Annotated in this window: 18 protein-coding genes; 7 read left to right on the forward strand and 11 right to left on the reverse strand. The window is 73.9% G+C overall.

The window, feature by feature from the left end; all coding sequences use genetic code 11:
• Positions 1 to 43: 43 nt before the first annotated feature.
• Positions 44 to 1,438, forward strand: coding sequence for an aminopeptidase (locus ACIP5K_RS33095; RefSeq protein WP_401415596.1), 1,395 nt, complete (start codon positions 44 to 46; stop codon positions 1,436 to 1,438).
• Positions 1,439 to 1,494: 56 nt separating this feature from the next.
• Here the strand turns inward: ACIP5K_RS33095 and ACIP5K_RS33100 are convergent, their stop codons facing one another.
• Entirely contained in the window at positions 1,495 to 3,309 is a 1,815-nt protein-coding gene (locus ACIP5K_RS33100; protein ID WP_401415598.1) for a glycoside hydrolase family 3 protein, read from the reverse strand.
• 169 nt (positions 3,310 to 3,478) lie between these two features.
• Positions 3,479 to 4,402 carry a LysR family transcriptional regulator gene (locus ACIP5K_RS33105; RefSeq protein ID WP_401415600.1) on the reverse strand — a complete coding sequence of 308 codons (924 nt, stop codon included), beginning with the start codon at positions 4,400 to 4,402 and terminating at the stop codon, positions 3,479 to 3,481.
• Between the two features lie 104 nt (positions 4,403 to 4,506).
• Between ACIP5K_RS33105 and ACIP5K_RS33110 the strand changes: the two genes are divergently transcribed.
• The gene (locus ACIP5K_RS33110; RefSeq protein ID WP_401415602.1) at positions 4,507 to 5,460 is read left to right on the forward strand and encodes an EamA family transporter; all 954 of its coding nucleotides are present in this window, start codon (positions 4,507 to 4,509) and stop codon (positions 5,458 to 5,460) included.
• On the opposite strand, the gene ACIP5K_RS33115 is transcribed toward ACIP5K_RS33110, so the two are convergent.
• Both ACIP5K_RS33115 and ACIP5K_RS33120 read right to left on the reverse strand, forming a co-directional pair.
• On the reverse strand, positions 5,444 to 6,244 hold the full coding sequence (locus tag ACIP5K_RS33115; RefSeq protein ID WP_401415604.1) for a sugar phosphate isomerase/epimerase family protein: 801 nt from the start codon (positions 6,242 to 6,244) through the stop codon (positions 5,444 to 5,446). The two genes, ACIP5K_RS33110 and ACIP5K_RS33115, sit on opposite strands and share 17 nt — an antisense overlap.
• A gap of 10 nt (positions 6,245 to 6,254) precedes the next feature.
• Positions 6,255 to 6,455 carry a hypothetical protein gene (locus ACIP5K_RS33120; protein ID WP_401415605.1) on the reverse strand — a complete coding sequence of 67 codons (201 nt, stop codon included), beginning with the start codon at positions 6,453 to 6,455 and terminating at the stop codon, positions 6,255 to 6,257.
• A gap of 260 nt (positions 6,456 to 6,715) precedes the next feature.
• On the opposite strand from ACIP5K_RS33120, the gene ACIP5K_RS33125 reads away from it, so the two are divergent.
• On the forward strand, positions 6,716 to 8,143 hold the full coding sequence (locus ACIP5K_RS33125; RefSeq protein ID WP_401415607.1) for an alkaline phosphatase family protein: 1,428 nt from the start codon (positions 6,716 to 6,718) through the stop codon (positions 8,141 to 8,143).
• Between the two features lie 79 nt (positions 8,144 to 8,222).
• Here the strand turns inward: ACIP5K_RS33125 and ACIP5K_RS33130 are convergent, their stop codons facing one another.
• Positions 8,223 to 8,990 carry an SAM-dependent methyltransferase gene (locus ACIP5K_RS33130; RefSeq protein WP_401415609.1) on the reverse strand — a complete coding sequence of 256 codons (768 nt, stop codon included), beginning with the start codon at positions 8,988 to 8,990 and terminating at the stop codon, positions 8,223 to 8,225.
• Positions 8,991 to 9,508: 518 nt separating this feature from the next.
• Positions 9,509 to 10,558 (reverse strand): LacI family DNA-binding transcriptional regulator, encoded by a 1,050-nt coding sequence (locus ACIP5K_RS33135; RefSeq protein ID WP_401415612.1) that lies wholly within the window; start codon positions 10,556 to 10,558, stop codon positions 9,509 to 9,511.
• Positions 10,559 to 10,724: 166 nt separating this feature from the next.
• On the opposite strand from ACIP5K_RS33135, the gene ACIP5K_RS33140 reads away from it, so the two are divergent.
• From ACIP5K_RS33140 to ACIP5K_RS33150, 3 genes are read left to right on the forward strand one after another with little or no spacing between them, the layout of a single operon-like run.
• On the forward strand, positions 10,725 to 11,891 hold the full coding sequence (locus ACIP5K_RS33140) for a Gfo/Idh/MocA family protein (protein ID WP_401415614.1): 1,167 nt from the start codon (positions 10,725 to 10,727) through the stop codon (positions 11,889 to 11,891).
• On the forward strand, positions 11,888 to 13,045 hold the full coding sequence (locus tag ACIP5K_RS33145) for a dihydrodipicolinate synthase family protein (protein WP_401415616.1): 1,158 nt from the start codon (positions 11,888 to 11,890) through the stop codon (positions 13,043 to 13,045). Before ACIP5K_RS33140 ends, ACIP5K_RS33145 begins: the two co-directional genes overlap by 4 nt.
• A 29-nt stretch (positions 13,046 to 13,074) precedes the next feature.
• Complete coding sequence (locus ACIP5K_RS33150) at positions 13,075 to 13,872, forward strand: sugar phosphate isomerase/epimerase family protein (RefSeq protein WP_401415812.1); 798 nt, start codon at positions 13,075 to 13,077, stop codon at positions 13,870 to 13,872.
• A gap of 183 nt (positions 13,873 to 14,055) precedes the next feature.
• Here ACIP5K_RS33150 and ACIP5K_RS33155 read toward each other — a convergent pair whose 3' ends face one another.
• The 3 genes from ACIP5K_RS33155 to ACIP5K_RS33165 all read right to left on the reverse strand — a co-directional run bounded on the left by ACIP5K_RS33155 (position 14,056) and on the right by ACIP5K_RS33165 (position 17,937).
• Positions 14,056 to 15,414 (reverse strand): MFS transporter, encoded by a 1,359-nt coding sequence (locus ACIP5K_RS33155; protein WP_401415619.1) that lies wholly within the window; start codon positions 15,412 to 15,414, stop codon positions 14,056 to 14,058.
• An 88-nt stretch (positions 15,415 to 15,502) separates the two neighbouring features.
• Positions 15,503 to 17,287 (reverse strand): sulfatase, encoded by a 1,785-nt coding sequence (locus ACIP5K_RS33160; RefSeq protein WP_401415620.1) that lies wholly within the window; start codon positions 17,285 to 17,287, stop codon positions 15,503 to 15,505.
• Entirely contained in the window at positions 17,284 to 17,937 is a 654-nt protein-coding gene (locus tag ACIP5K_RS33165) for a PadR family transcriptional regulator (RefSeq protein ID WP_401415622.1), read from the reverse strand. The genes ACIP5K_RS33160 and ACIP5K_RS33165 overlap by 4 nt, the downstream gene beginning before the upstream one ends.
• A gap of 161 nt (positions 17,938 to 18,098) precedes the next feature.
• On the opposite strand from ACIP5K_RS33165, the gene ACIP5K_RS33170 reads away from it, so the two are divergent.
• Positions 18,099 to 19,073 carry a formylglycine-generating enzyme family protein gene (locus ACIP5K_RS33170; RefSeq protein WP_401415624.1) on the forward strand — a complete coding sequence of 325 codons (975 nt, stop codon included), beginning with the start codon at positions 18,099 to 18,101 and terminating at the stop codon, positions 19,071 to 19,073.
• A gap of 214 nt (positions 19,074 to 19,287) precedes the next feature.
• Here ACIP5K_RS33170 and rbsD read toward each other — a convergent pair whose 3' ends face one another.
• Together rbsD and ACIP5K_RS33180 are read right to left on the reverse strand one after the other, a co-directional pair.
• Entirely contained in the window at positions 19,288 to 19,677 is a 390-nt protein-coding gene (gene rbsD / locus ACIP5K_RS33175) for a D-ribose pyranase (protein ID WP_401415625.1), read from the reverse strand.
• The gene (locus tag ACIP5K_RS33180; protein WP_401415626.1) at positions 19,674 to 20,573 is read right to left on the reverse strand and encodes a ribokinase; all 900 of its coding nucleotides are present in this window, start codon (positions 20,571 to 20,573) and stop codon (positions 19,674 to 19,676) included. Before ACIP5K_RS33180 ends, rbsD begins: the two co-directional genes overlap by 4 nt.
• Positions 20,574 to 20,593 lie beyond the last annotated feature (20 nt).

Here is a 20,593-nt window from a genome sequence, read left to right on the forward strand (position 1 = left end):
GTTTCCGGGGCGCTGTTGTCTTCGCGTTACCAGGGGAGTGTGTATGCGCAAGGTGCTCAGATGGCTGCTGTCGCTCGTCGTGCTGATAGGCACGGTGGCCGCGGCCGGCACGACGACGGCCACCGCCGCCGCGGACGCCACCGACATCAAGGACCGGCTGCTCGCCGTACCCGGCGTCAGCCTGATCGAGGAGAAGCCGTACACCGGCTACCGCTACTTCGTCCTCGACTACACCCAGCCGGTCGACCACCGGCACCCGTCCAGGGGCACCTTCCAGCAGCGGATCACCGTGCTGCACAAGGACGTCAGCCGGCCGACGGTCATGTTCACCAGCGGCTACAACGTCTCGACGAACCCCTCGCGCAGCGAGCCGACCCGGATCGTCGACGGCAACCAGGTCTCCGTCGAGTACCGCTTCTTCACGCCGTCCCGGCCGCAGCCCGCCGACTGGTCCAAGCTGGACATCTGGCAGGCGGCCAGCGACCAGCACCGCATCTACGAAGCCCTCAAGCCGGTCTACGGCGCCAACTGGCTGACCACCGGCGGCTCGAAGGGCGGCATGACCGCCACCTACTACGAGCGTTTCTACCCGCGGGACATGGACGGCGTCGTCGCCTACGTCGCCCCGAACGACGTCGTGAACGACGAGGACTCCGCGTACGACCGCTTCCTCGCGCACGTCGGCCCGAAGGACTGCCGCGTCGCCCTCCAGAAGGTGCAGCGCGAGACGCTGGTGCGCCGCACCGCGCTGGAGAAGAAGTACCGGGACTACCTCACGGCGAACAACTACACCGTGCGCACCGTCGGTTCGCTCGACAAGGCCTACGAGGCGACCGTCCTCGACCTCGTGTGGGGCTTCTGGCAGTACCAGCCGGAGTCGGCCTGCGCGGACGTCCCGGACGCGAAGACCGTCACCGACCAGGCCCTCTTCGACTACGTCGACGCCGTCGGCGGCTGGTCCTCCTACGCCGACCAGGGCCTGGAGCAGTACACGCCGTACTACTACCAGGCGGGCACCCAGCTCGGCTCGCCCGACATCCGGCAGCCCTGGCTCGGCAAGCTCTCGCGCTACGGCTACCAGCCGCCGCGCAACTTCGTGCCGCGCTCCATCCCCATGCGGTTCGACGCGCGGGCCATGCCCGACGTGGACGGCTGGGTGCGCCACCACGCCACGCGCATGCTGTACGTGTACGGCGACAACGACCCGTGGGGCGCCGAGCGGTTCCGTCTGGGCCGCGGCGCCGAGGACTCGTACGTGCTGACCGCGCCGCACGCCAACCACGGTGCGAACGTCGCCGCGCTGACCGCCGCCGACAAGGAACTCGCCACCCAGCGCATCCTCGCGTGGGCCGGCCTGTCCGGGACGACCGCGAAGGCGCCGCACGACGCGAAGCTGGACCGGCCCGCACCGGCCCGGGAGCTGACGCTGCGTCCGTGACCCGGCAGGCACCGTGACGGGACGGCGGCCACCCGCCGCCGTCCCGCCACGGCGGCTCAGTACGTCAGGCCGTACCCGATCGGATAGAGCACCCGCGTCGGGTCGTCGGCCCGCTGGACCGGTACCGGCAGCCTGCCGCGCGGTTTCACGGCGCCCGTCAACACCCGGACGGCGGCCCGCAGTTCGACGTCGATCCAGGAATACGCGGCCACGTGCGCGGTGGCGGCGGACAGCTGGGCGACGTCGTAGGGGTTGCGCAGGGACAGGGTCACGACCGGGACGCCGGTCGCCGCGACCGCGTTCACCAGCTTCTGCTGGGCGCTGCCCGCCGTCACGTTGTACGTGCCGATGACGACGGCGTCCACGTCCGCGGCGGCGGCGACGGCCCGGTCGATGACCGCCTGGCCCGGCGCCGTGCCCGTCGCGAGGACCGTGGCCCGGAAGCCGCGTTCGGTGAGGGCCGCGCCGATCACCGTGGTCGGCGGGCCGTCGCTGAGCGAGGGCGAGGCCGGATCGGCGCCCAGGACGAGGACGTCGCGGTGGGTGCGGCGGGAGAGCGGCAGCAGCCGCCCCTTGTTCACCAGGAGCGTCGTGGTGCGCTCGGCGATCCGGTCGGCGGCGGCCAGGTGGGCCGCCGTCCCGACGGCGCGGTCGACGCCGCGGTGCGAGACGTAGGGGTCCTTGAACAGGCCCAGCTTCGCCTTCAGGCGCAGGATGCGCAGGATCGACGCGTCGAGCCGCGCCTCGGTCAGCTCGCCGGAGCGCACGGCCGTGAGCACCGCGTTCCAGGAGACGTCCAGGGTGGGCGGGTTGAGCAGCTGGTCGACGCCGGCCTGGAGCGCGAGGACGGGGACCCGGGCATCGCCGTACTTCGTCCGGACGCCCTCCATGCCGAGCGAGTCGGTGATGACGACACCGTCGTAGCCGAGTTGTTCGCGCAGGATGCCGGTGAGGATCGGGCGGGAGAGGGTCGCCGGGTCCTCGGCCGGGTCCAGGGCCGGTACGACGATGTGGGCCGTCATGATCGAGTCGATGCCGGCGGCGATCGCGGCCCGGAACGACGGCTTGTCGAGCGCCTCCCACTGCTCGCGCGTGTGCGTGATGACCGGCAGGCCGGTGTGCGAGTCGGTGGCGGTGTCGCCGTGCCCGGGGAAGTGCTTGGCCGTCGAGGCGACGCGGGCCGACTGGTAGCCCTTGACCTGGGCGGCGACCAGGGCGGCGACGGCGTCCGGGTCGGCGCCGAAGGAGCGGACGCCGATGACCGGGTTGGCCGGGTTGACGTTGACGTCGGCGTCGGGCGCGTAGTCCTGGACGATGCCGAGCGCGCGCAGTTCGGTGCCCGCGAGCTGTCCGGCGCGGCGGGCGTCGGTACGTGAGCCGCCCGCGCCGAGCGCCATCGCGCCGGGGAACAGGGTGGCCGGCCTGCCGACCCGGCAGACGATGCCGTGCTCCTGGTCGGTGGCGATCAGCAGCGGTATCCGGGAGGGCTGGCGCTGTCCCGCCCGCTGGATGCCGTTGCTGAGGTCGGCCGTCTGGTGCGGGTCGCGGACGTTGTGGGCCCACTGGAAGTAGATGATGCCGCCGAGCTTGTATCTGTCGATCAGCTCGTCGGCCGTGCGCACCCCGATCTCCTTGAGGTTCGCGTCGATGTCGGCCTGGTCCGGGGCGTCGGCCGAGTGGCCGTAGACCCGCATCACGAAGAGCTGGCCGACCTTCTCCTCCAGGGACATCCCGGAGATGATCTTCTTGAGGGCGCGGTCGGTGGGGGGTGCCGTGGCCTGGGCGGGGAGGGCGGCGCCGAGGGTCACGGCGGCGGTGCCGGCCGTGGTGGCGGCGAGCAGGGTCCGTCTGGACAGGTGACGGTGGTGCACGTGCGCTCCTTCCGGAGGGAGGGGCGGGGCATGCTGCGTACCTCATGCTGAAGGAAACTTCCGCGCGTCATGAATAAGGGGAAAGTTTCTGCCAGTCAAGGGCCCGAGCAGGACCCCGGCCCACGGCGCCGGCGGGGCGGGCGCTCCGCGGGGGCGGCGCGGGGCGTGGTCACCGGGCCGCGGCGGGCGGGAGGAGGAGGTGGGCGGCCTCCGCGTGGAGGGCGCCGACGGCCGCCGTGATCGCGGGGCGCCGCGAGACCCCGGTGCGCCACAGCGCGTACACCCGCCGCCGCGGCAGCGGATCGAGCCCCACCACCGCCACCCCGCCGGGCAACGGCCCCCGCCCGAGCCGCGGGATGACGGCCACCCCCAGCCCGGCCGCGACCAGCGCCACCAGCGTCGGATTCTCGTCGGCCCGGTGCACGATCTCCGGCTCGAACCCGGCCCCCCGCATCGTCCGCACCAGCCAGTCGTGACACACCCGCCCCGCGGGCTGCGAGACCCACCGCTCCCCGGCCAGCTCGGCCCGCCGCACGGCCGCCCGCCCGGCCAGCGGATGCCCCGCCGGCACCAGCAGGTCGCACAGGTCGTCCCCGAGGACCGCCTGCTCGACCCCGGCGGGGGCCGGGAGCGGCGCGATGTCCCAGTCGTGGGCCACCACGAGATCGACGGCCCCCTTCGCCACGAGGTCGACCGACAGGTGCGGGTCGACCTCGGTGAGCCGGGTGTCCAGCGCGGGACAGCGCCGCGCCAGCGCCGCGAGCGCCCCGGGCAGCAGCCCCCGAGCCGCCGAGGCGAACGCGGCGACGGTCAGCCGCCCCGCGGGCACCCCGCGCCGCTCCTCGATGCCGGTCTCCGCCCGCTCCAGGACGGCCATCAACTCGGCTGCCGCGGCGACGAGTTGCAGCGCCTCCTCGGTGAGCTTCACCCCGCGCCCCGCCCGTTCGAGCAGCACGGTCCTGGTCTCCCGCTCCAGCTTGGCGATCTGCTGGGACACCGCGGACGGCGTGTAGCCGAGCGCGGCCGCGGCGGCGCCCACGGTGCCGTGCACGGAGACGGCGTGCAGTGCGCGCAGCCGCTGAAGATCCAGCACCCCGGGCCCCTCTCGTCGGCGCCGCTTCCCGTTAGCGTCGCTTCATCCCACCATGCAGCAATCTTCGCTGGTGCTACACGGTCGTCGCGCGTGATCCTCGACGCATGAGACCCGCACACACCGGCCTCGCCGTGCTCGTCGCCGCCCTGTGGGGCGTGAACTTCGTCGTCATCGACATCGGCCTCGCCCACTTCCCGCCGCTGCTCTTCTGCGCCCTGCGCTTCCTGCTGGCGGCGCTGCCCGCCGTGTTCCTGGTCGGCCGGCCGTGCGTGCCGTGGCGCTGGATCGTCGGGCTCGGACTCGCCCTGGGCGTCGGCAAGTTCGGGCTACTGTTCGTCGGCATGAACGCCGGGATGCCCGCGGGCCTGTCGTCCCTGGTGCTCCAGGTGCAGGCGGTGTTCACGGCGATGATCGCGTTCGCGTTCCTGGGGGAGCGGCCGCGGCCCGCGCGGGTGGCGGGCATGGCGGTGGCGCTCGCCGGGATCGCGGTCGCCGCCGTCGACGAGGGCGCCTCGGGCCCGCTCGGCGCCTTCGCGCTGGTGCTGGTCGCCGCCGCGTTCTGGGGCGTGGCGAACGTCCTGACCCGCAAGGCGGCGCCCGACGCCCCCTTCAACTTCATGGTGTGGTCGAGCGCCGTCCCCGTGCTTCCGCTGCTCGGGCTCTCGCTGCTCTTCGAGGGCCCCGCGCGCGACGCCCGCGCCCTGGCCGCCCTCGACCTGCCGGGCGTCGCCGCCCTCGGCTATGTGGCGCTGGTGACGACCCTGTTCTGCTTCAGCGCCTGGAGCCGCCTGCTGCGCCGCTACGACGCGTCGACGGTGGCCCCTTATTCGCTGCTGGTGCCTGTCTTCGGCATGTCGTCGGCCGGGTTGTTCCTGGGGGAGTCGGTGAGCGGGCTGCGCTGGTGCGCGGCGGCGCTGCTGGTCGCCGGGGTCGCCCTGACCTCCCTGCGCACCCCCGGCCGGACGGCGCCCGCACCCGCGCCGGGGGCGCCGGGCGCCGGGCGGGCGCCCGCGCCGCACCCGGCGCCCGCCGGCGAGCCCCTCACGCCGACTCGTTGAGCAACCGCCCGAGCACCTCCCGGCCGTCCGCCAGCAGCTCGGGGAGCGGCGCCGCCGACTCGTACCAGCGCGCCTCGTACTCCCAGCACAGCCACCCGTCCCAGCCCTCCCGGCTGAGCACCTCCACGCACTCCGCGAGCGGCAGCGCCCCCGCCCCGAGCGCGAGCGGCGTCGTGTCGTCGGCCCCGGCGACGTCCTTGACCTGGACGTAGCCGAGGTACGGGGAGAGCGCGGCGAACGAGGCCGCGGGCTGCTCGCCGCCGAGCCAGGTGTGCATGACGTCCCAGAGGACGCCCACGTTGCGGTGGCCGACCAGCCCGGCGACCCGGGAGGCGGCGGCGCCGGTGCGGTGCGAGTCGTGGGTCTCCAGCAGCACCCGTACCCCGCGGTCGGCCGCGTACTCGGCGGCGACCCCGAGCCGCCGGGCGGCCGTCGCGTCGGCCTCCTCGGCGCTCTGCTCGTCACCGCCGCCGGGGAAGACCCGGACGTAGCCGGCGCCCAGGTCGCCGGCGAGGTCGATCAGCTCGCGCACCTGGCCGAGCACGGTCTCGTCGTCGCCGGGCGCGGCCACCCGCGCGTATCCGGCGACGCCGAGCACCTCGACCCCGGCCGCCGCGAACCGCGCGACGGCGTCCGCCCGCTCCTCGGGACCGATGCCGGGATGGACCGGCTCCTCGGGATGCGCGCGCAGTTCGACACCGTGATAGCCGTGCGCGGCGGCGAGGCGCAGGACGTCGTCGAGGGGGAGGCCAGGGACACCGAGGGTGGAGAACGCCAGTTTCATGGGGCGGACCCTACCCGTCGGCCCGCCCGCTCATGGCGGGCCGTCCTCCAGTCCCGTCCGACGGGATCCGCGCCGAAGGACCGGTGCGGGCGCTCGCCGACCAGGACGAACCCGCGGCGCCGACGTGCTCGGTGTGCTCGGTGTGCTCGGTGTGCTCGGGGTGCGCCAGCTCGTACGGGAAGGACCGGATGGCGTGCACGGTCCTGGTCACCTCGTGATCACCTCGCGGCCCGGACGGCCGACCCGGTCGGTAGGTCCCGCGCGCCGGTTCAATTCCGTGTATAGGGCAGGTATGGCGTGGGCCAAGAGGTCGGGTTCCGGCCCATGGGTTGGCCAAACCCTTGCCGCGCGTTGTCCCCGATTTCATCGCGGGCCTCCTCCGCGCCACATCGGCGGGAGCGCAGGGTTGGTCGCAACGGCCCGTACTCCACGGGCCGTTGGCATGTCACCGGCTCAGACAGGGGACCTTCCATGGCCGAACTGACCCGACGCAGACTCCTCGGCTCCGCGGCCGGCGCCGTCGGCGGCGCCGCGGCGCTCTCCCTCCTCCCGCCCAGCGTCCAGAAGGCGGTCGCGGCGGGCCCGCCCCGCAAGGGATCGCTGCGCGACATCGAGCACGTCGTGATGCTCATGCAGGAGAACCGCTCCTTCGACCACTACTTCGGCACCCTCAAGGGCGTACGCGGTTTCAGCGACCCCCACGCGCTGAAGCTGGACACCGGCCGCTCGGTCTTCTACCAGCCCGACGCGCAGAACCCGAAGGGGTACCTGCTCCCCTTCCACCTGGACACCCACTCCACCAGCGCCCAGGCGATCCCCTCCACCTCGCACGCCTGGGCCGTCCAGCACGAGGCGTGGAACAACGGCAGGATGGACCGGTGGCTGCCCGCCCACCGCAAGGCCGACGGCGTCAACGGGCCGTACGTGATGGGGTACTACACCCGCAAGGACATCCCGTTCCAGTTCGCGCTCGCCGAGACCTTCACCGTCTGCGACCACTACTTCTGCTCGGTCTTCGGCCCGACCTGGCCCAACCGGCTCTACTGGATGACGGGCACCATCGACCCGGGCGGCACACAGGGCGGCCCGATCCTCAACAACACCGCCCCGCAGCCCTACCGGTGGACGACGTACGCCGAGCGCCTCCAGGCCGCCGGGGTGAGCTGGAAGGTCTACCAGCAGGACGACGACTACGGCTGCAACATGCTGGAGAACTTCGCGTCGTTCAAGAACGCGCAGCCCGGCTCCGACCTGTACGAGCGCGGGGTGCGCCCGCAGCCCGAGGGCACCTTCGAGGACGACGCCCGCAACGACCGCCTCCCGGCGGTCAGCTGGATCATGCCGACGAGCCACCAGTCGGAGCACCCGGACTACCTGCCGGCCGCGGGCGCCGACTTCGTCGCGCAGAAGATCGAGGCGATCGCCGCCAACCCCAAGGTCTGGGCGAAGACGGCCTTCATCCTCAACTACGACGAGAACGACGGCCTGTTCGACCACGTCGCACCGCCGACACCGGCGGCGGGCACCGCGGGCGAGTTCGTGAAGGGCCTGCCCATCGGCGGCGGCTTCCGCGTGCCCGCCATCATCGTCTCGCCGTGGACGGTCGGCGGCTGGGTCGCCTCGGAGACCTTCGACCACACCTCGGCCCTGCGGTTCCTGGAGCGTATCACGGGCGTCGAGGAGCCCAACATCACCGACTGGCGGCGGGACACCTTCGGCGACCTCACCTCGGCGTTCCGCTTCTCCCGCCCCACGCACCGCGCGCCCCGGCTGCCCCGCGACACGGCCGAGCAGCTGGCGCGGGCCGAGGACGAGGTGGCCACCCTCCCCGAACCGACCCTCCCCGGCGCCGACCAGCGCTTCCCGCACCAGGAGCCGGGGCGCCGGCCGCACGTGTAGCCCCGGGCCCGCACGCGGGTTCCGGTACGGCCGCCGCCGGGCGGGGTGTGGCCCCCGCCCGGCGGCCCCGGTACGGGGGTCAGTCCACCGGCACCAGGGTGAGGTAGGCGATCCCGAGGACGTCGCGGTAGCCGCGCAGCCAGCTCGACCGGTGGCGGTCGAGCTTCTCGCGGGTCTCCTCGGCCAGCGGGTGGTCCGGGTGGCCGGCCAGCCAGACCTCCTGGTCCGACTGGTAGCCGGACTCGAACGTCTCCCACTCGTCGCGGTTCGCCGTCTCGATCCACACGGGCCGGAAACCGGCCGCCACCGCGCGGTCGACGAGCCCCGCGAGGCCGTCGTACTCGTCCGCCCTGGCGTCCGGCCACATCGCGCCCAACTCCTGCGGTGTGGGAGGTCGTTGCCAGTACCCGTCGGCGAACACCACCCGGCCGCCGGGCGTGACGAGCCCGCGCAGCGCGCGCAGGGCCTCGGTGGTGAGCCGGGGTGGCTCGGCGCCGCTGAGCGCGTGGCTGGCGCTGAGGCAGAACACGAGGTCGGCGGGGTCGAGCGCGGCGTCGGTCGCGGACTTCTCCAGGAACTCGACCCGGTCGGCGAGGCCGCGGGCCGCGGCGTTCGTACGGCCCCGGGCCAGATCCTCCCCGTTGAGATCGACCCCGGTCCCGCGCGCCCCGGGCACCGCCTCCAGCACTCTCAGCATCAACTCGCCCCAGCCGCAGCCGATGTCGAGCACGGTGGACGGCGCCTCGGCCGCCGCCCGCTCGATCAGGCTCGCGGCGCGGGGTTCGGAGAGGGGGCTGTGGAAGGAGAGGGTGGTGAGACGCGGTGGCAGTTTCTGCGATTCGGTCATGCCGCACAACGCTACGACCCCACCCCCACCCACCCGAACCCATTTACGCCCCCGGGCCCCTGGGGGCCGTCTTTCGGACGCGGCGCGGTGGGGTCTGACCACGCAGGTGGTCTTTCGGGCGCGGCTCGGTGGCGGCTGGCCGCGCAGGTGGTCTTTCGGGTGCGCCACGGTCGTGGCTGGTCGCGCAGTTCCCCGCGCCCCTGGGTAGTCCGTCGTCTGCGGCCCGGTGGCCGCTTCTCGCGCAGTTCCCCGCGCCCCTGAGATGCGCACTGCGTGCGGCATCTCATCAGAGAGGCGCGCCACCGTCCCGTTTCTCGGGAGAGGCGTGCCACCATCCCCCACCTCTCAGTGGAGGCGCGCGGAGCGCAGCCTCAAGGGGAGGCTGCGCGCAGCGCATGCCTCAGGGGCGCGGGGAACTGCGCGAGAAGCCCCACCGGCCCGCAGGTGGCGACGGTCCCGGCTCGACCCCGGCGCCCCGCACGCGAGACGGAACCCAGGGCAGCGGCCCGGAGGGAGGGTCACGGCTCGCGCGGCACCCCCGTGGACCCCCGCACCATCAACTCCCCGCGCACCCCGTCCACCCCCCCCGCCGGCGCCCCCTCGCGCCCCATCGCGATCCGCCCCGCCCGAGCCGCCGCCTCCGTCAGCGGAAGCCGGACCGTCGTCAACGCGGGCACCGCGTCCACGCTGAAGGGCAGGTCGTCGAAGCCCGCCACGGAGACGTCCTCGGGGATGCGCAGCCCGGCCTCCCGCAGGGCCGCGCAGGCCCCGAGCGCGACGGTGTCGTTGGCGGCCACCACGGCCGTCAACGAAGGATCCCTGCGCAGGAGTTCGCGCGTCGCGGCATGCCCGGCGGCCCGGTCGTAGGGGCCGTGCACGACCAGGTCGTCCGGCGCCTCGACCCCGGCGGCCCGCAGCGCGTCCCGGTGCCCCTCCAGGCGGTCCCGGGTCGTCGTGCGCTCCTCGGGACCGGCGACGTAACCGATGCGCCGATGCCCCAGCGCGAGCAGATGCGCCGTCAGATCCCGCCCCCCGCCCCGGTTGTCGAAGGTGAGCGCCACCGCCTCGGCCCCCGGCACCGGCGGCCGCCCGCACAGCACCACCCGGGTCCCGGCCTCCGCCAGCCGCCGCAGCTTGGCCGCGACGGCCGCCACGTGCGCCGGATCCTCGATCGCCCCGCCGGTGAGGACGACGGCCGCCGCCCGCTGCCGCTGGAGCAGCGTCAGGTACGTCAGCTCGCGCTCCGGGGAGCCGCCGGTGTTGCAGACCACCGCGAGCCGCTCGCCGCCCGCGCGCCCGCCGGGCCCGACGATCTCCGACTGCACGGCGGACGCCATGATCCCGAAGAAGGGGTCGGCGATGTCGTTGACCAGCACCCCGACCAGGTCGGAGGTGGCGGCGGCCAGCGCGCTCGCCGGGCCGTTCAGCACGTAGTCCAGGTCGTCCACGGCCCGGAGCACCCGCTCCCGGGTGGCGGCGGCGACCGGGTAGTTGCCGTTGAGCACCCGCGAGACGGTGGCGGGGGACACCTGCGCGCGGGCGGCCACGTCCGCGAGAGTCACGGTCATCGAGTCATCCTCCGACTGGGGTGCGGCCGGTGTCCGCTGTCATCCGCCGCGTATCCGCTCTTGTCCGAGCGGCTGTGCAGAGGCTAGCTTCTCCCCAGATAGAAAGCGCTTGCTACGAGCGATCGAACATGCGGCAGAACGTGTACGGCAGGACGAAGGGACTCACGTGACACGCAAGACGGTGCGCATCGCCATGAACGGTGTGACGGGGCGCATGGGCTACCGCCAGCACCTCGTCCGCTCGATCCTCGCGCTGCGCGAGCAGGGCGGCCTCGATCTCGGGGACGGCACGGTGCTGTGGCCCGAACCGGTCCTCGTGGGCCGCCGCGAGCACGCCCTGAAGGCGCTCGCCGCGCGGCACGGCCTGGACGAGGCGAACGTCTCCACCGACGTGGACGCCGTACTCGCCGACGACAGCGTCGACATCTTCTTCGACGCCGCGATGACCTCCGGCCGCGAGGAGGTCCTCACGAAGGCGATCGCCGCCGGCAAGCACGTCTACACCGAGAAGCCGACCGCCACCGGCCTGGCCGGCGCCGTCGAACTGGCCCGCCTGGCCCGCGAGAAGGGCGTCAAGTCGGGCGTCGTGCAGGACAAGCTGTTCCTGCCGGGCCTGCTCAAGCTCAAGCGGCTCGTCGACGGCGGCTTCTTCGGCCGGATCCTGTCCGTGCGCGGCGAGTTCGGCTACTGGGTCTTCGAGGGCGACTGGCAGGAGGCCCAGCGCCCCTCCTGGAACTACCGCGCGCAGGACGGCGGCGGCATCGTCGTCGACATGTTCCCGCACTGGGAGTACGTGCTGCACGAGCTGTTCGGCCGGGTCACCTCGGTCACCGCGCTCGCCACCACCCACATCCCCACCCGCTGGGACGAGCACGGCAAGCCCTACGACGCGACCGCCGACGACTCCGCGTACGGCATCTTCGAGCTGGACAACCCCCGGGGCCCGGTCGTCGCCCAGATCAACTCCTCCTGGGACGTGCGCGTCCACCGCGACGAGCTGGTCGAGTTCCAGGTCGACGGCACCGAGGGATCGGCCGTCGCCGGACTGCGCAACTGCCGCGTCCAGCACCGCGGTGCCACCCCCAAGCCGGTCTGGAACCCCGACCTCCCGGCGACGTACTCCTTCCGCGACCAGTGGCAGGAGGTCCCGGACAACACCGAGTTCGACAACGGCTTCAAGGTGCAGTGGGAGCTGTTCCTCCAGCACGTGTACGCCGGTGCCGACTACCACTGGGACCTGCTGGCCGGCGCGCGCGGCGTGCAGCTGGCCGAGCTGGGCCTGAGGTCCTCGGCCGAGGGCCGCCGCCTCGACGTTCCGGAGATCTCGCTGTGATCCTCCGGCTGCCCACCCCCGACGGCGGGACGAAGGCGTACGAGCCGCGCGCCGAACCGCTCGCCTTCGCCGCCGGAGCACCCCTCGCCTCCCGGGTCGTCCTCTCGGCGGCGCACGTCGTCGCCGACCCGCTCGCCGACACCACCCCCGACTCCCCGGCCGCCGTCGACTGGGACGCCACCCTCGCCTTCCGCCGTCACCTGTGGTCCCACGGGCTCGGCGTCGCCGAGGCGATGGACACCGCGCAGCGCGGCATGGGCCTGGACTGGGCGGGCGCCGCCGAACTGATCCGGCGGTCCGCCGCCGAGGCCAGGGCGGTCGGCGGCCGCATCGCCTGCGGCGTCGGCACCGACCAGCTCACCGCCCCCGCCCGCGACCTGGCCGAGGTCAGGACCGCGTACGAGGAACAGCTCGCGCTCGTCGAGGGGACGGGCGCCCAGGCGATCCTCATGGCCTCCCGCGCCCTCGCCGCCGTCGCCCGCGGCCCCGAGGACTACCTCGACGTCTACGGCCACCTGCTCCGGCAGGCCGGCGAACCCGTCGTCCTGCACTGGCTGGGCCCGATGTTCGACCCGGCCCTGGACGGCTACTGGGGCGCCGCCGACCTCGACACCGCGACCGAGACCTTCCTGGAGGTCATCGCCGCGCACCCGGACAAGGTCGACGGCATCAAGGTGTCCCTGCTCGACGCGCGCCGCGAGGTCGAGCTGCGCCGCCGGCTGCCGCAGGGCGTGCGCTGCTACACGGGCGACGACTTCCACTACCCCGAGCTGATCGCGGGCGACGACCGCGGCTTCAGCCACGCGCTGCTCGGCATCTTCGACCCGCTGGGCCCGCTCGCCGCGCAGGCCGTCCGCGTCCTGGACACCGGCGACACCGCGGGGTTCCGCGCCCTGCTCGACCCCACCGTCGAGCTGTCCCGGCACCTCTTCCAGGCGCCGACCCGCTTCTACAAGACGGGCGTGGTCCTCCTGGCCTGGCTCGCCGGCCACCAGGAGCACTTCGCGATGGTCGGCGGCCTCCAGTCGGCGCGCTCCCTGCCGCACCTCGCGCGCGCCTACGAACTCGCCGACTCCCTGGGCCTGTTCCCGGACCCGGAGCTGGCCGCGACCCGCATGACGAACCTGCTCGCCCTGTACGGAGTGACGACGTGAGCGCCGATCCGCGATTCTCCATCAACCAGATGACGGTCAAGCAGCTCACCTTGCCCGAACTCGTCGCGTCCTGCGTCGAGTTGGGGGTGCGCAACGTCGGCACCTGGCGCGAGCCCGTCCAGGCGTACGGCGTCGAGAAGGCGGCCGCGCTGCTGCGCGACGCCGGGCTGACCGTCACCACCCACTGCCGCGGCGGCTTCCTCACCGCGATCGACGCGGCCGGGCGCACGGCCGCGCTCGACGACAACAAGCGCGCCGTCGACGAGGCCGTCACCCTCGGCACGGACGTCCTGGTCCTGGTCTCCGGCGGTCTTCCGGCGGGCTCCCACGACCTGGCGGGCGCCCGCGAGCGCATCGCCGACGGCATCGGCGTCCTCGCCCCGTACGCCGCCGAGCGGGGCGTACGGCTGGCGATCGAACCGCTGCACCCGATGTACGCGGCGGACCGCTGCGTCGTCTCCACCCTCGCCCAGGCCCTGGACATCGCCGAACGCTTCCCGGCCGACCGGGTCGGCGTCTGCGTGGACACGTACCACATCTGGTGGGACGACCTGGCGCCCGCGCAGCTCGCGCGGGCCGGTGCGCAGGGGCGCATCGCGGCGTTCCAGCTCGCCGACTGGACGACCCCGCTGCCCGCGGGCGTGCTCAACGGCCGGGGGCAGCTCGGCGACGGCGCGATCGACCTGCGGTACTGGCGCCGCCTGGTGGAGGAGCAGGGCTACGCGGGCCCGATCGAGGTGGAGCTGTTCAACGACGGCCTGTGGGCGCGCGACGGCCGGGCGGTGCTCGCGGAGACCGCCGACCGGTTCACCCGGCACGCCGTTTAGGGCGTGTCCGGCGGATCAGGTCGTGGTCGGGTGGCCCGCGTATTTCTGTGCTGGTGAGCGGGGTCCGGTGCGTCGGGATGCAAGGCGGAGGAGGGCGTCAACGCGGAGCGTTGGCAACCGACGACAACGCCGCAGGTCGGCGTGCCAGACCCCGCGCCCGCGACAAGATCCGCCGGACAGGCCCTAGGCTCCGGGCGCGTCCTGCGCCGCGCTGTCCAGGGCCCGTGCCACGTCGTGCGGGTAGGTGCGGTGGAGCAGCCCGCAGAAGAGCGCGTTGACCGCCATCAGGACCACCAGCACCCACAGGAAGACGGTCCGGAGTCCGAGGGCGTCGCCCAGCGCGCCCGCGCCGAGGTTGAACAGGGCGTAGGCGAGCGCCTCGGCGACGGAGATGAGGACGGCGAAGGCCGGGCCGCGCAGGTCGGGCGGGGTGACGGCCATGACGATGGGCCGGTTGACGCCGGGGTTGGCGCCCTGCACGGCCGCCATCGCCCCGAAGAGCAGCAGATAGGCGCCGATGCCCTGCCAGTCGATCTGCGTGCCGAGGAAGGCGAGCCCGGCGTAGAGGAGTTGGAGCACCTGGAGGGTCCGTACGCGCCCGTGCTCGGGGTCGGCGCGGTGGACGCGGTCGGTGACGAGGCCGCCGGCGACGCTGCCGAGCAGGTACCCGACGCCGCTGGGTATCGCGACGAGCGCGGCCGTCGCGGTGCCGAAGCCGCGCTCGGTGAGGAAGACGACGCCGAAGCCGGCGACCAGCAGGTGCCCGCTGAGCAGCCGCTGGACCACCATCAGGGTGAACGTGCGGATGCCGAAGAGGCGGCGCAGGGTCTGCCGGGAGAACGCCCCTGAGGTGTGGTGGGCGGCGGTCGCCGTCGCCTCGCTCGCCCCGGCGCCCGGGTCCCGGAAGAGGAACAGCACCAGCAGGGCCGCCAGGACGCAGAGCGCGCCCACCGCGCAGAAGCCGGAGCGCCAGCCGCCGGGGGCCTCGGCGAGCTGCGCGACGAGCGGGCCGATGACCGCGCCGAGCAGGGTCACCCCGCCGTACATCGCGCCGATCGCCCGCCCGCGGGAGCCCTCGTCGAAGAGGTCGGCGACGAGGTCGTGGACGAGCGGCTGGCCCGCGGCGGCGCCCACGGCGGCCAGCAGGTAGCAGGTGAGCAGCTGCGCGAAGTTCTGGCTCAGCCCGCAGGCGGCGAGCCAGCCGCCCATCCACAGGCCGGTGCCGGCCAGGACGCTCCGGCGGCCGGCGCGCCGTGCGGCGGCGACCCACAGCGGGCCGGACACGGCGCCGGTCACCCTGCTGAGCGCCTGGAGCAGGCCCAGGTGGCTCAGGGACATGCCGAGGGTCTGCCGCATCGCCGCGAAGAGGGTGCTGACGACCGAAGACTCGCTGTTGTCGGTCAGCACCGTCGGCGACAGGACGGCCAACTGCCGCCAGCGGCCCGGGACATGTTGTCCGGCGGCGGGGACCTTCGCCGGGACGGCGGCACCCGGACCGGTGGTGGTGGTGGCGAGCGGGACGGACGGGGAGTTTTCGGGCATGGCGGACTCACCTCTGCCGCGCGGCGGCGTGACGGGGAGAAACGGGGAGGCGGGGAGACGGGGAGAAGGGGACGGGCGGGGGCGGGGCTCAGGCGGCGGGGGACACCTGGGCCAGGTCGGTGTGCAGGGCGTGCAGCAGGGTGCGGTCGACGGCCGGTGTCATGGCGGCGAGTTGCAGCGGGCTCATCGCGCCGACCATCGCCAGCAGGCCGGGGTGCGCGAGCATCGGCAGGTGGCGCCGCAGGACGTCCGCGCCGTGCGGTGCCTCGGCGATGCGGTGCACCGGCGTGGTCACCGACAGCTCCTGCGCGGGGAACTCCGCGGCCGTGGGCAGCGGCGCGGTGGAGCGTTCGACCTGCTCGCGCTGGGCCCGCAGCAGCAGGTGCTCCTCGGTGACCGGCCCCTCGGCGGGCAGGCCGAGGCGGGCGTACTGCCCGGCGGGGGCGGCGCAGGCGCGCATCCGCTCCACCAGGAGCGTGGCCATGCGCAGCTCCAGTTCGTCGTCCAGGAGCGGGTGTTCCTGGTCGGGGTCGGTGGCGAGGTCGTAGAGGCGGGTGCCGAGGGCGTAGGGGTTGCCGACGGCGAAGCCCGGCAGGTCGAGGACGGGGACGCCCTTGGTGAAGGGGAAGGGGTCCGCAAGGGTCGCGTCGCGCAGCTCGTCCGGGGTGAAGCGGCCGTCCATGTGGGTGGGCATGAGCGTGTACTCGCGCAGCGGCTGGTTGTCGGGCCGGACGCAGGCCCGCATGTAGACGTGGCGGCCGTCGGTGACGTTGACGTGGGCGCCGTAGGAGCCGAAGAGGCCGGCCTCGCGGACGGGGCGGTCGTCGGCGGTGGTGTCCCCGAGCGGGACGCCGAGCATGTCGGGGGTGCGTTCCAGGCCGAAGAAGTCCAGCAGGGTGGGGCCGATGTCGATGGTCTGCACGAGTGCGGAGCGGCGGCCGGTGGCGCGGGTGCGCGGGTCCCAGACGAAGAGCGGGGTGTGGATGTTCTCGTCGAACCAGGGCTGGACGTTCTTGCCCCACCAGCCGTGTTCGCCGAGCAGGAAGCCGTGGTCGGTGCAGACGATCAGGAGCGTGTCGTCCCACAGGCCGTGGGTGTCGAAGGCGTCCAGGACCCGGCCCAGGGAGGTGTCGCACATGGTGAGCAGGGCGGCGTACTCGTGGCGGGCGTGGGCGACGGTCTCCGCGTCCTCGGTGACGCGCTTGTAGTCGGGCCAGTCGAAGTGCGGGCCGGTGTAGGCGGCGTCGCGGGCGGCGTAGTGCTTCTTGTGCTCGGCGTAGGAGAAGAACGGCTCGTGCGGGTCGAAGGTCTCGATCTGGACGAACCAGCGGTCCTCCTCGCGGTTGGTGGCGATGAACTCCAGGCCGGCGTCGAAGGTGCGGTTCTGCGGGTGGTCGGCGGGGTCGGTGAGGTGCTGGCGGTTGACCCAGTCCTGCCGCCAGATCCGGCCGCGGCGCAGGGTGTGCGTGGGCGGGATGTCCGGGTCGGCGACCTGGCCCTTCCACTTGTCGCCCTCCTGGCCGCGGAAGAACTCGAAGGAGCTGTAGCGCTGGTGGTAGGTGGCGCCGCCGTCCTCCCAGTAGTGCTGGTGGTCGGTGACGAGGTGGGTGTGGACGCCGTCCTGCGCGAGCATCTGCGGCACGGAGTCGTCGAAGGGCTCCAGCGGGCCCCAGGAGCGGTGCAGGAAGTTCGGGCGGCCGGTGTGCATCTCGCGGCGCGCCGGCATGCAGGGCATGGAGCCGCCGTAGCAGTGGTCGAAGACGGCGGTGTGCTCGGCCAGGCGCTGGAAGTGGGGGGCGTGGGTCCAGTCGCAGCCGTAGGGCGGGAGCATCCTGCGGTTGAGGCTGTCGAACATGACCATGACGGCTTTCACGCGGGATCCCCCTCGGTGCCGGGGCGGTCCCCGCCCTCGCTGTCGTGCCGGTCCCCGCCCGCGCTGTCGTGGTGGGCGTCCCGCGTGTCGTCGCGGTGGTCCGCGAGCAGCCGGCGGGTGCGCTCCAGCCAGTCGATCCAGGCGTCGATCTGCCGGACGCCCTCCAGGTGCAGCAGCTCGTTCAGCAGCCGGGCGCGGGGCGCGTCGATCTCCGGCAGGGCCTGGTCCAGGCGGAGCGCGCGGTCCCGGCCGCGGGAGTGCGCGACCTGGGCGCGGCGGTGGGCGAGTTCGGTGTCGATGAGCCGCACCGGCAGGTCCGCGTCGAGCATCCCGGCGAACAGCAGGCGCGCGACGAACTCGGGGTCCTGGAAGCGGCTCGGCGGCTCGTACGGGGAGTGCGCCCAGGCCGTCAGCGCCTCGCGCCCGGCGTCGGTGAGCCGGTAGACCTTGGCGTCGGGCGCGCCGTCCCGGGCGTCCGCCTCCCAGGTGATCCACCCCTGGTCCGTCATGCGGCCGAGGAGCCGGTAGACCTGGCTCTGGTGGACGCCGGAGCGCAGGAAGCGCCCCTCGCGCTCCAGCCACCGCCGCAGGTCGTAACCGCTCTGCGGCCGCATGGCGAGCACACCGAGCAGCACGTGCTCGAACTTCACGCGAACCCCTCACTCCTGACGCGCGGGCCGTGACGCCCCGAGGGCCGTGACGCCCCGAGGGCCGTGACGGCCCTCGGGCCTCGACGGCCTTGACGCGATGCCGACCTAGGTGCAGATTCACCTAGGTGCATAGTGTTATAGGTGGGAGGCGCGACACGTCAATGGATACGACCGAGGGAACTCCGGCGCCCTGCTGCACGGGCCCCCGCCCGACCGGCGCGCCCCCGCCGCGCGGGAGGGCCCGCCCGGCCGCCCCGGGGACGCGTCCCCTCCCGCACGAGCAGCGGGCGCTGCCCGGCGGCACCTTCGCCATGGGCGACGCCTTCGCCGAGGGCTACCGGGCCGACGGCGAACTCCCGGTCCACACCGTCACGTTGTCGTCGTTCGCCCTCGACACGACGACCGTCACCAACGCGCACTTCGCGCGGTTCGTCCGCGCCACCGGGCACCTGACCGCCGCCGAGCGCGCCGGCTCATCGGCGGTCTTCCACGCCTACGCGCTCGCCGGTCCCGCCGACGTCCTGGGCCGCTCCCCGTCCGCCCCCTGGTGGCTGGAGGTCCGCGGCGCCGACTGGCGCCACCCGCACGGCCCGCTCAGCGGCGTCGACGGGCTCGACGACCACCCCGTCGTCCACGTCGGCCTCGGTGACGCCCTCGCCTACTGCGCGTGGGCCGGCCGCGCCCTGCCCACCGAGGCCCAGTGGGAGTACGCGGCCCGCGGCGGCCTGAGCGGCGCGCGCTACGCGTGGGGCGACGAGCTGACCCCCGGCGGCGCGCACCGCTGCCACGTCTTCCAGGGCGCCTTCCCCGCCGCTCCCACCGGCGCCGACGGCTGGTTCGCCACCGCGCCGGTCCGCGCCTTCCCGCCCAACGGCTACGGCCTGTACGACATGGCGGGCAACGTCTGGGAGTGGTGCGCCGACGGCTTCGACCCCACCTGGTACGCGCGCTCCCCGCGCCGCGACCCCCGCTGCCCGGCCTCGGACGCCCCGGACGCCCGGCACGTCCTGCGCGGCGGCTCGTACCTCTGCCACCCCTCCTACTGCAACCGCTACCGCGTCGCGGCGCGCACCGCCGCCCCCGCCGACTCCTTCGGCGGCAACTGCGGCTTCCGTACGACGGAAAAGGGGGCGTGAGGCGTCCGTTTTCGCGCCCCTTGCGCGCCTCGCGCTCCCGCCATTCGGCATCTCTCAGAGATTTCCGGAATCCCGTGCAACCTTTGCGGCGCCAGGCGGGTCGTTACTTGCGTCGGAGTCCTGAGGGGGGAGATCTGGGGGGATCGAGGGATTCCGGCGAAGGAGGGGAAGGCCCGAGGGGCCCGGTCCGCGGACCGGGCCCCTCGTCGGTTCATCAGAAGAAGACCCCGCACCGCAGCAGCACATTGGCGAACGGCCGCGCCTCGCCGGTGCGCACCACGAGCCGCGCCGACGCCGACAGCGCCTTCAGCTCCTCGTGCGGGACGTAGGAGAGGTCCGGCAGCCGCCCCGCGAGCAGCGCGGCCGCCCCCGGGTTGGCGGCCCGCACCTCGTCGGCCGCCGTGCCCGCCTCCACGACCAGTTCGTCGAGGAGGCCGTCGAGCACCTCCGCGAACGACGGCACCCCGGCCCGGAAGGCCAGGTCGACGAGGCGCGGCCCGGCCGGGACCGGCATCCCCGCGTCGCACACCAGCACCCCGTCCCCGTGCCCCAACTCCGCGAGGGCGCCCGCCAGATGACGGTTGAGGATCCCGGCCTTCCTCACAGCGCGGCGACCTCCTCCGCCGTCGGGTACGAGGCCTGCGCCCCCTCCTTGGTGACGGCGGCGGCACCGACCCGGGCCGCGTACGCCGCCGCCTCGGCCAGCGTCGCGCCGGTGCCGAGCCGCCAGCCCAGCGCCGCCGTGAAGGCGTCCCCCGCACCGGTGGTGTCCACGGCCCTCACCTGCACCGACGCCACCCGCTGCACGCCGTCCGCGTCCGCGACCAGGGCGCCCTCGGCGCCGAGCGTCACGACGACCGAGCGCGGGCCCAGCGCGAGCAGCTGCCGCGCCCACTCCTCGGGGTCCGGGCCCGGCTCCGCACCGAGGATGACCTTCGCCTCGTGCTCGTTGACGATCAGCGGGTCGCACACGGCCAGCACCTCGTCGGGCAGCGGCGCGGGCGGCGAGGGGTTGAGGACCAGCCGCGCGCCGTCGGCCAGCGACCCGGCCACCTCGGCGACCGTCTCCAGCGGGATCTCCAGGAGCGTGGAGACCACCGGCGCCGCCGCGAACAGCCCACGGGCCGCCCGCACGTCGTCCGGCGTCAGCCGCCCGTTCGCCCCCGGCGACACCACGATGCTGTTGTCGCCCGACGGGTCGACGGTGATCAGCGCGACCCCGGTGGGCGCCCCGCCGACGAGCACGCCCGAGGTGTCCACCCCGGCCGACTCCATCGACGTGCGCAGCAGCGTCCCGTGCCCGTCGTCGCCGACCCGCGCGAGCAGCGCGGTGCGCGCGCCGAGCCGGGCCGCGGCCACGGCCTGGTTCGCCCCCTTGCCGCCCGGGTGGACCACCAGGTCGGAGCCGAGGACGGTCTCCCCGGCACCCGGGCGGCGGTCGACGGCGACCACCAGATCGGCGTTGGCCGATCCCACGACGAGGAGGTCATACGTGCTCATGCTCTGCCTTTCTTCGTGCA

This window comes from Streptomyces sp. NPDC088785 (assembly GCF_044750685.1).
Classification (GTDB): Bacteria; Actinomycetota; Actinomycetes; order Streptomycetales; family Streptomycetaceae; genus Streptomyces.

Coding starts and splice junctions, on each gene's coding strand:
- ACIP5K_RS33095 (WP_401415596.1), top strand. CDS start 44: ATGCGCAAGGTGCTCAGATGGCTGCTGTCGCTCGTCGTGCTGATAGGC.
- ACIP5K_RS33110 (WP_401415602.1), top strand. CDS start 4,507: ATGAGACCCGCACACACCGGCCTCGCCGTGCTCGTCGCCGCCCTGTGG.
- ACIP5K_RS33115 (WP_401415604.1), bottom strand. CDS start 6,244: ATGAAACTGGCGTTCTCCACCCTCGGTGTCCCTGGCCTCCCCCTCGAC.
- ACIP5K_RS33125 (WP_401415607.1), top strand. CDS start 6,716: ATGGCCGAACTGACCCGACGCAGACTCCTCGGCTCCGCGGCCGGCGCC.
- ACIP5K_RS33130 (WP_401415609.1), bottom strand. CDS start 8,990: ATGACCGAATCGCAGAAACTGCCACCGCGTCTCACCACCCTCTCCTTC.
- ACIP5K_RS33135 (WP_401415612.1), bottom strand. CDS start 10,558: ATGACCGTGACTCTCGCGGACGTGGCCGCCCGCGCGCAGGTGTCCCCC.
- ACIP5K_RS33150 (WP_401415812.1), top strand. CDS start 13,075: ATGACGGTCAAGCAGCTCACCTTGCCCGAACTCGTCGCGTCCTGCGTC.
- ACIP5K_RS33155 (WP_401415619.1), bottom strand. CDS start 15,414: ATGCCCGAAAACTCCCCGTCCGTCCCGCTCGCCACCACCACCACCGGT.
- ACIP5K_RS33170 (WP_401415624.1), top strand. CDS start 18,099: ATGGATACGACCGAGGGAACTCCGGCGCCCTGCTGCACGGGCCCCCGC.
- ACIP5K_RS33180 (WP_401415626.1), bottom strand. CDS start 20,573: ATGAGCACGTATGACCTCCTCGTCGTGGGATCGGCCAACGCCGATCTG.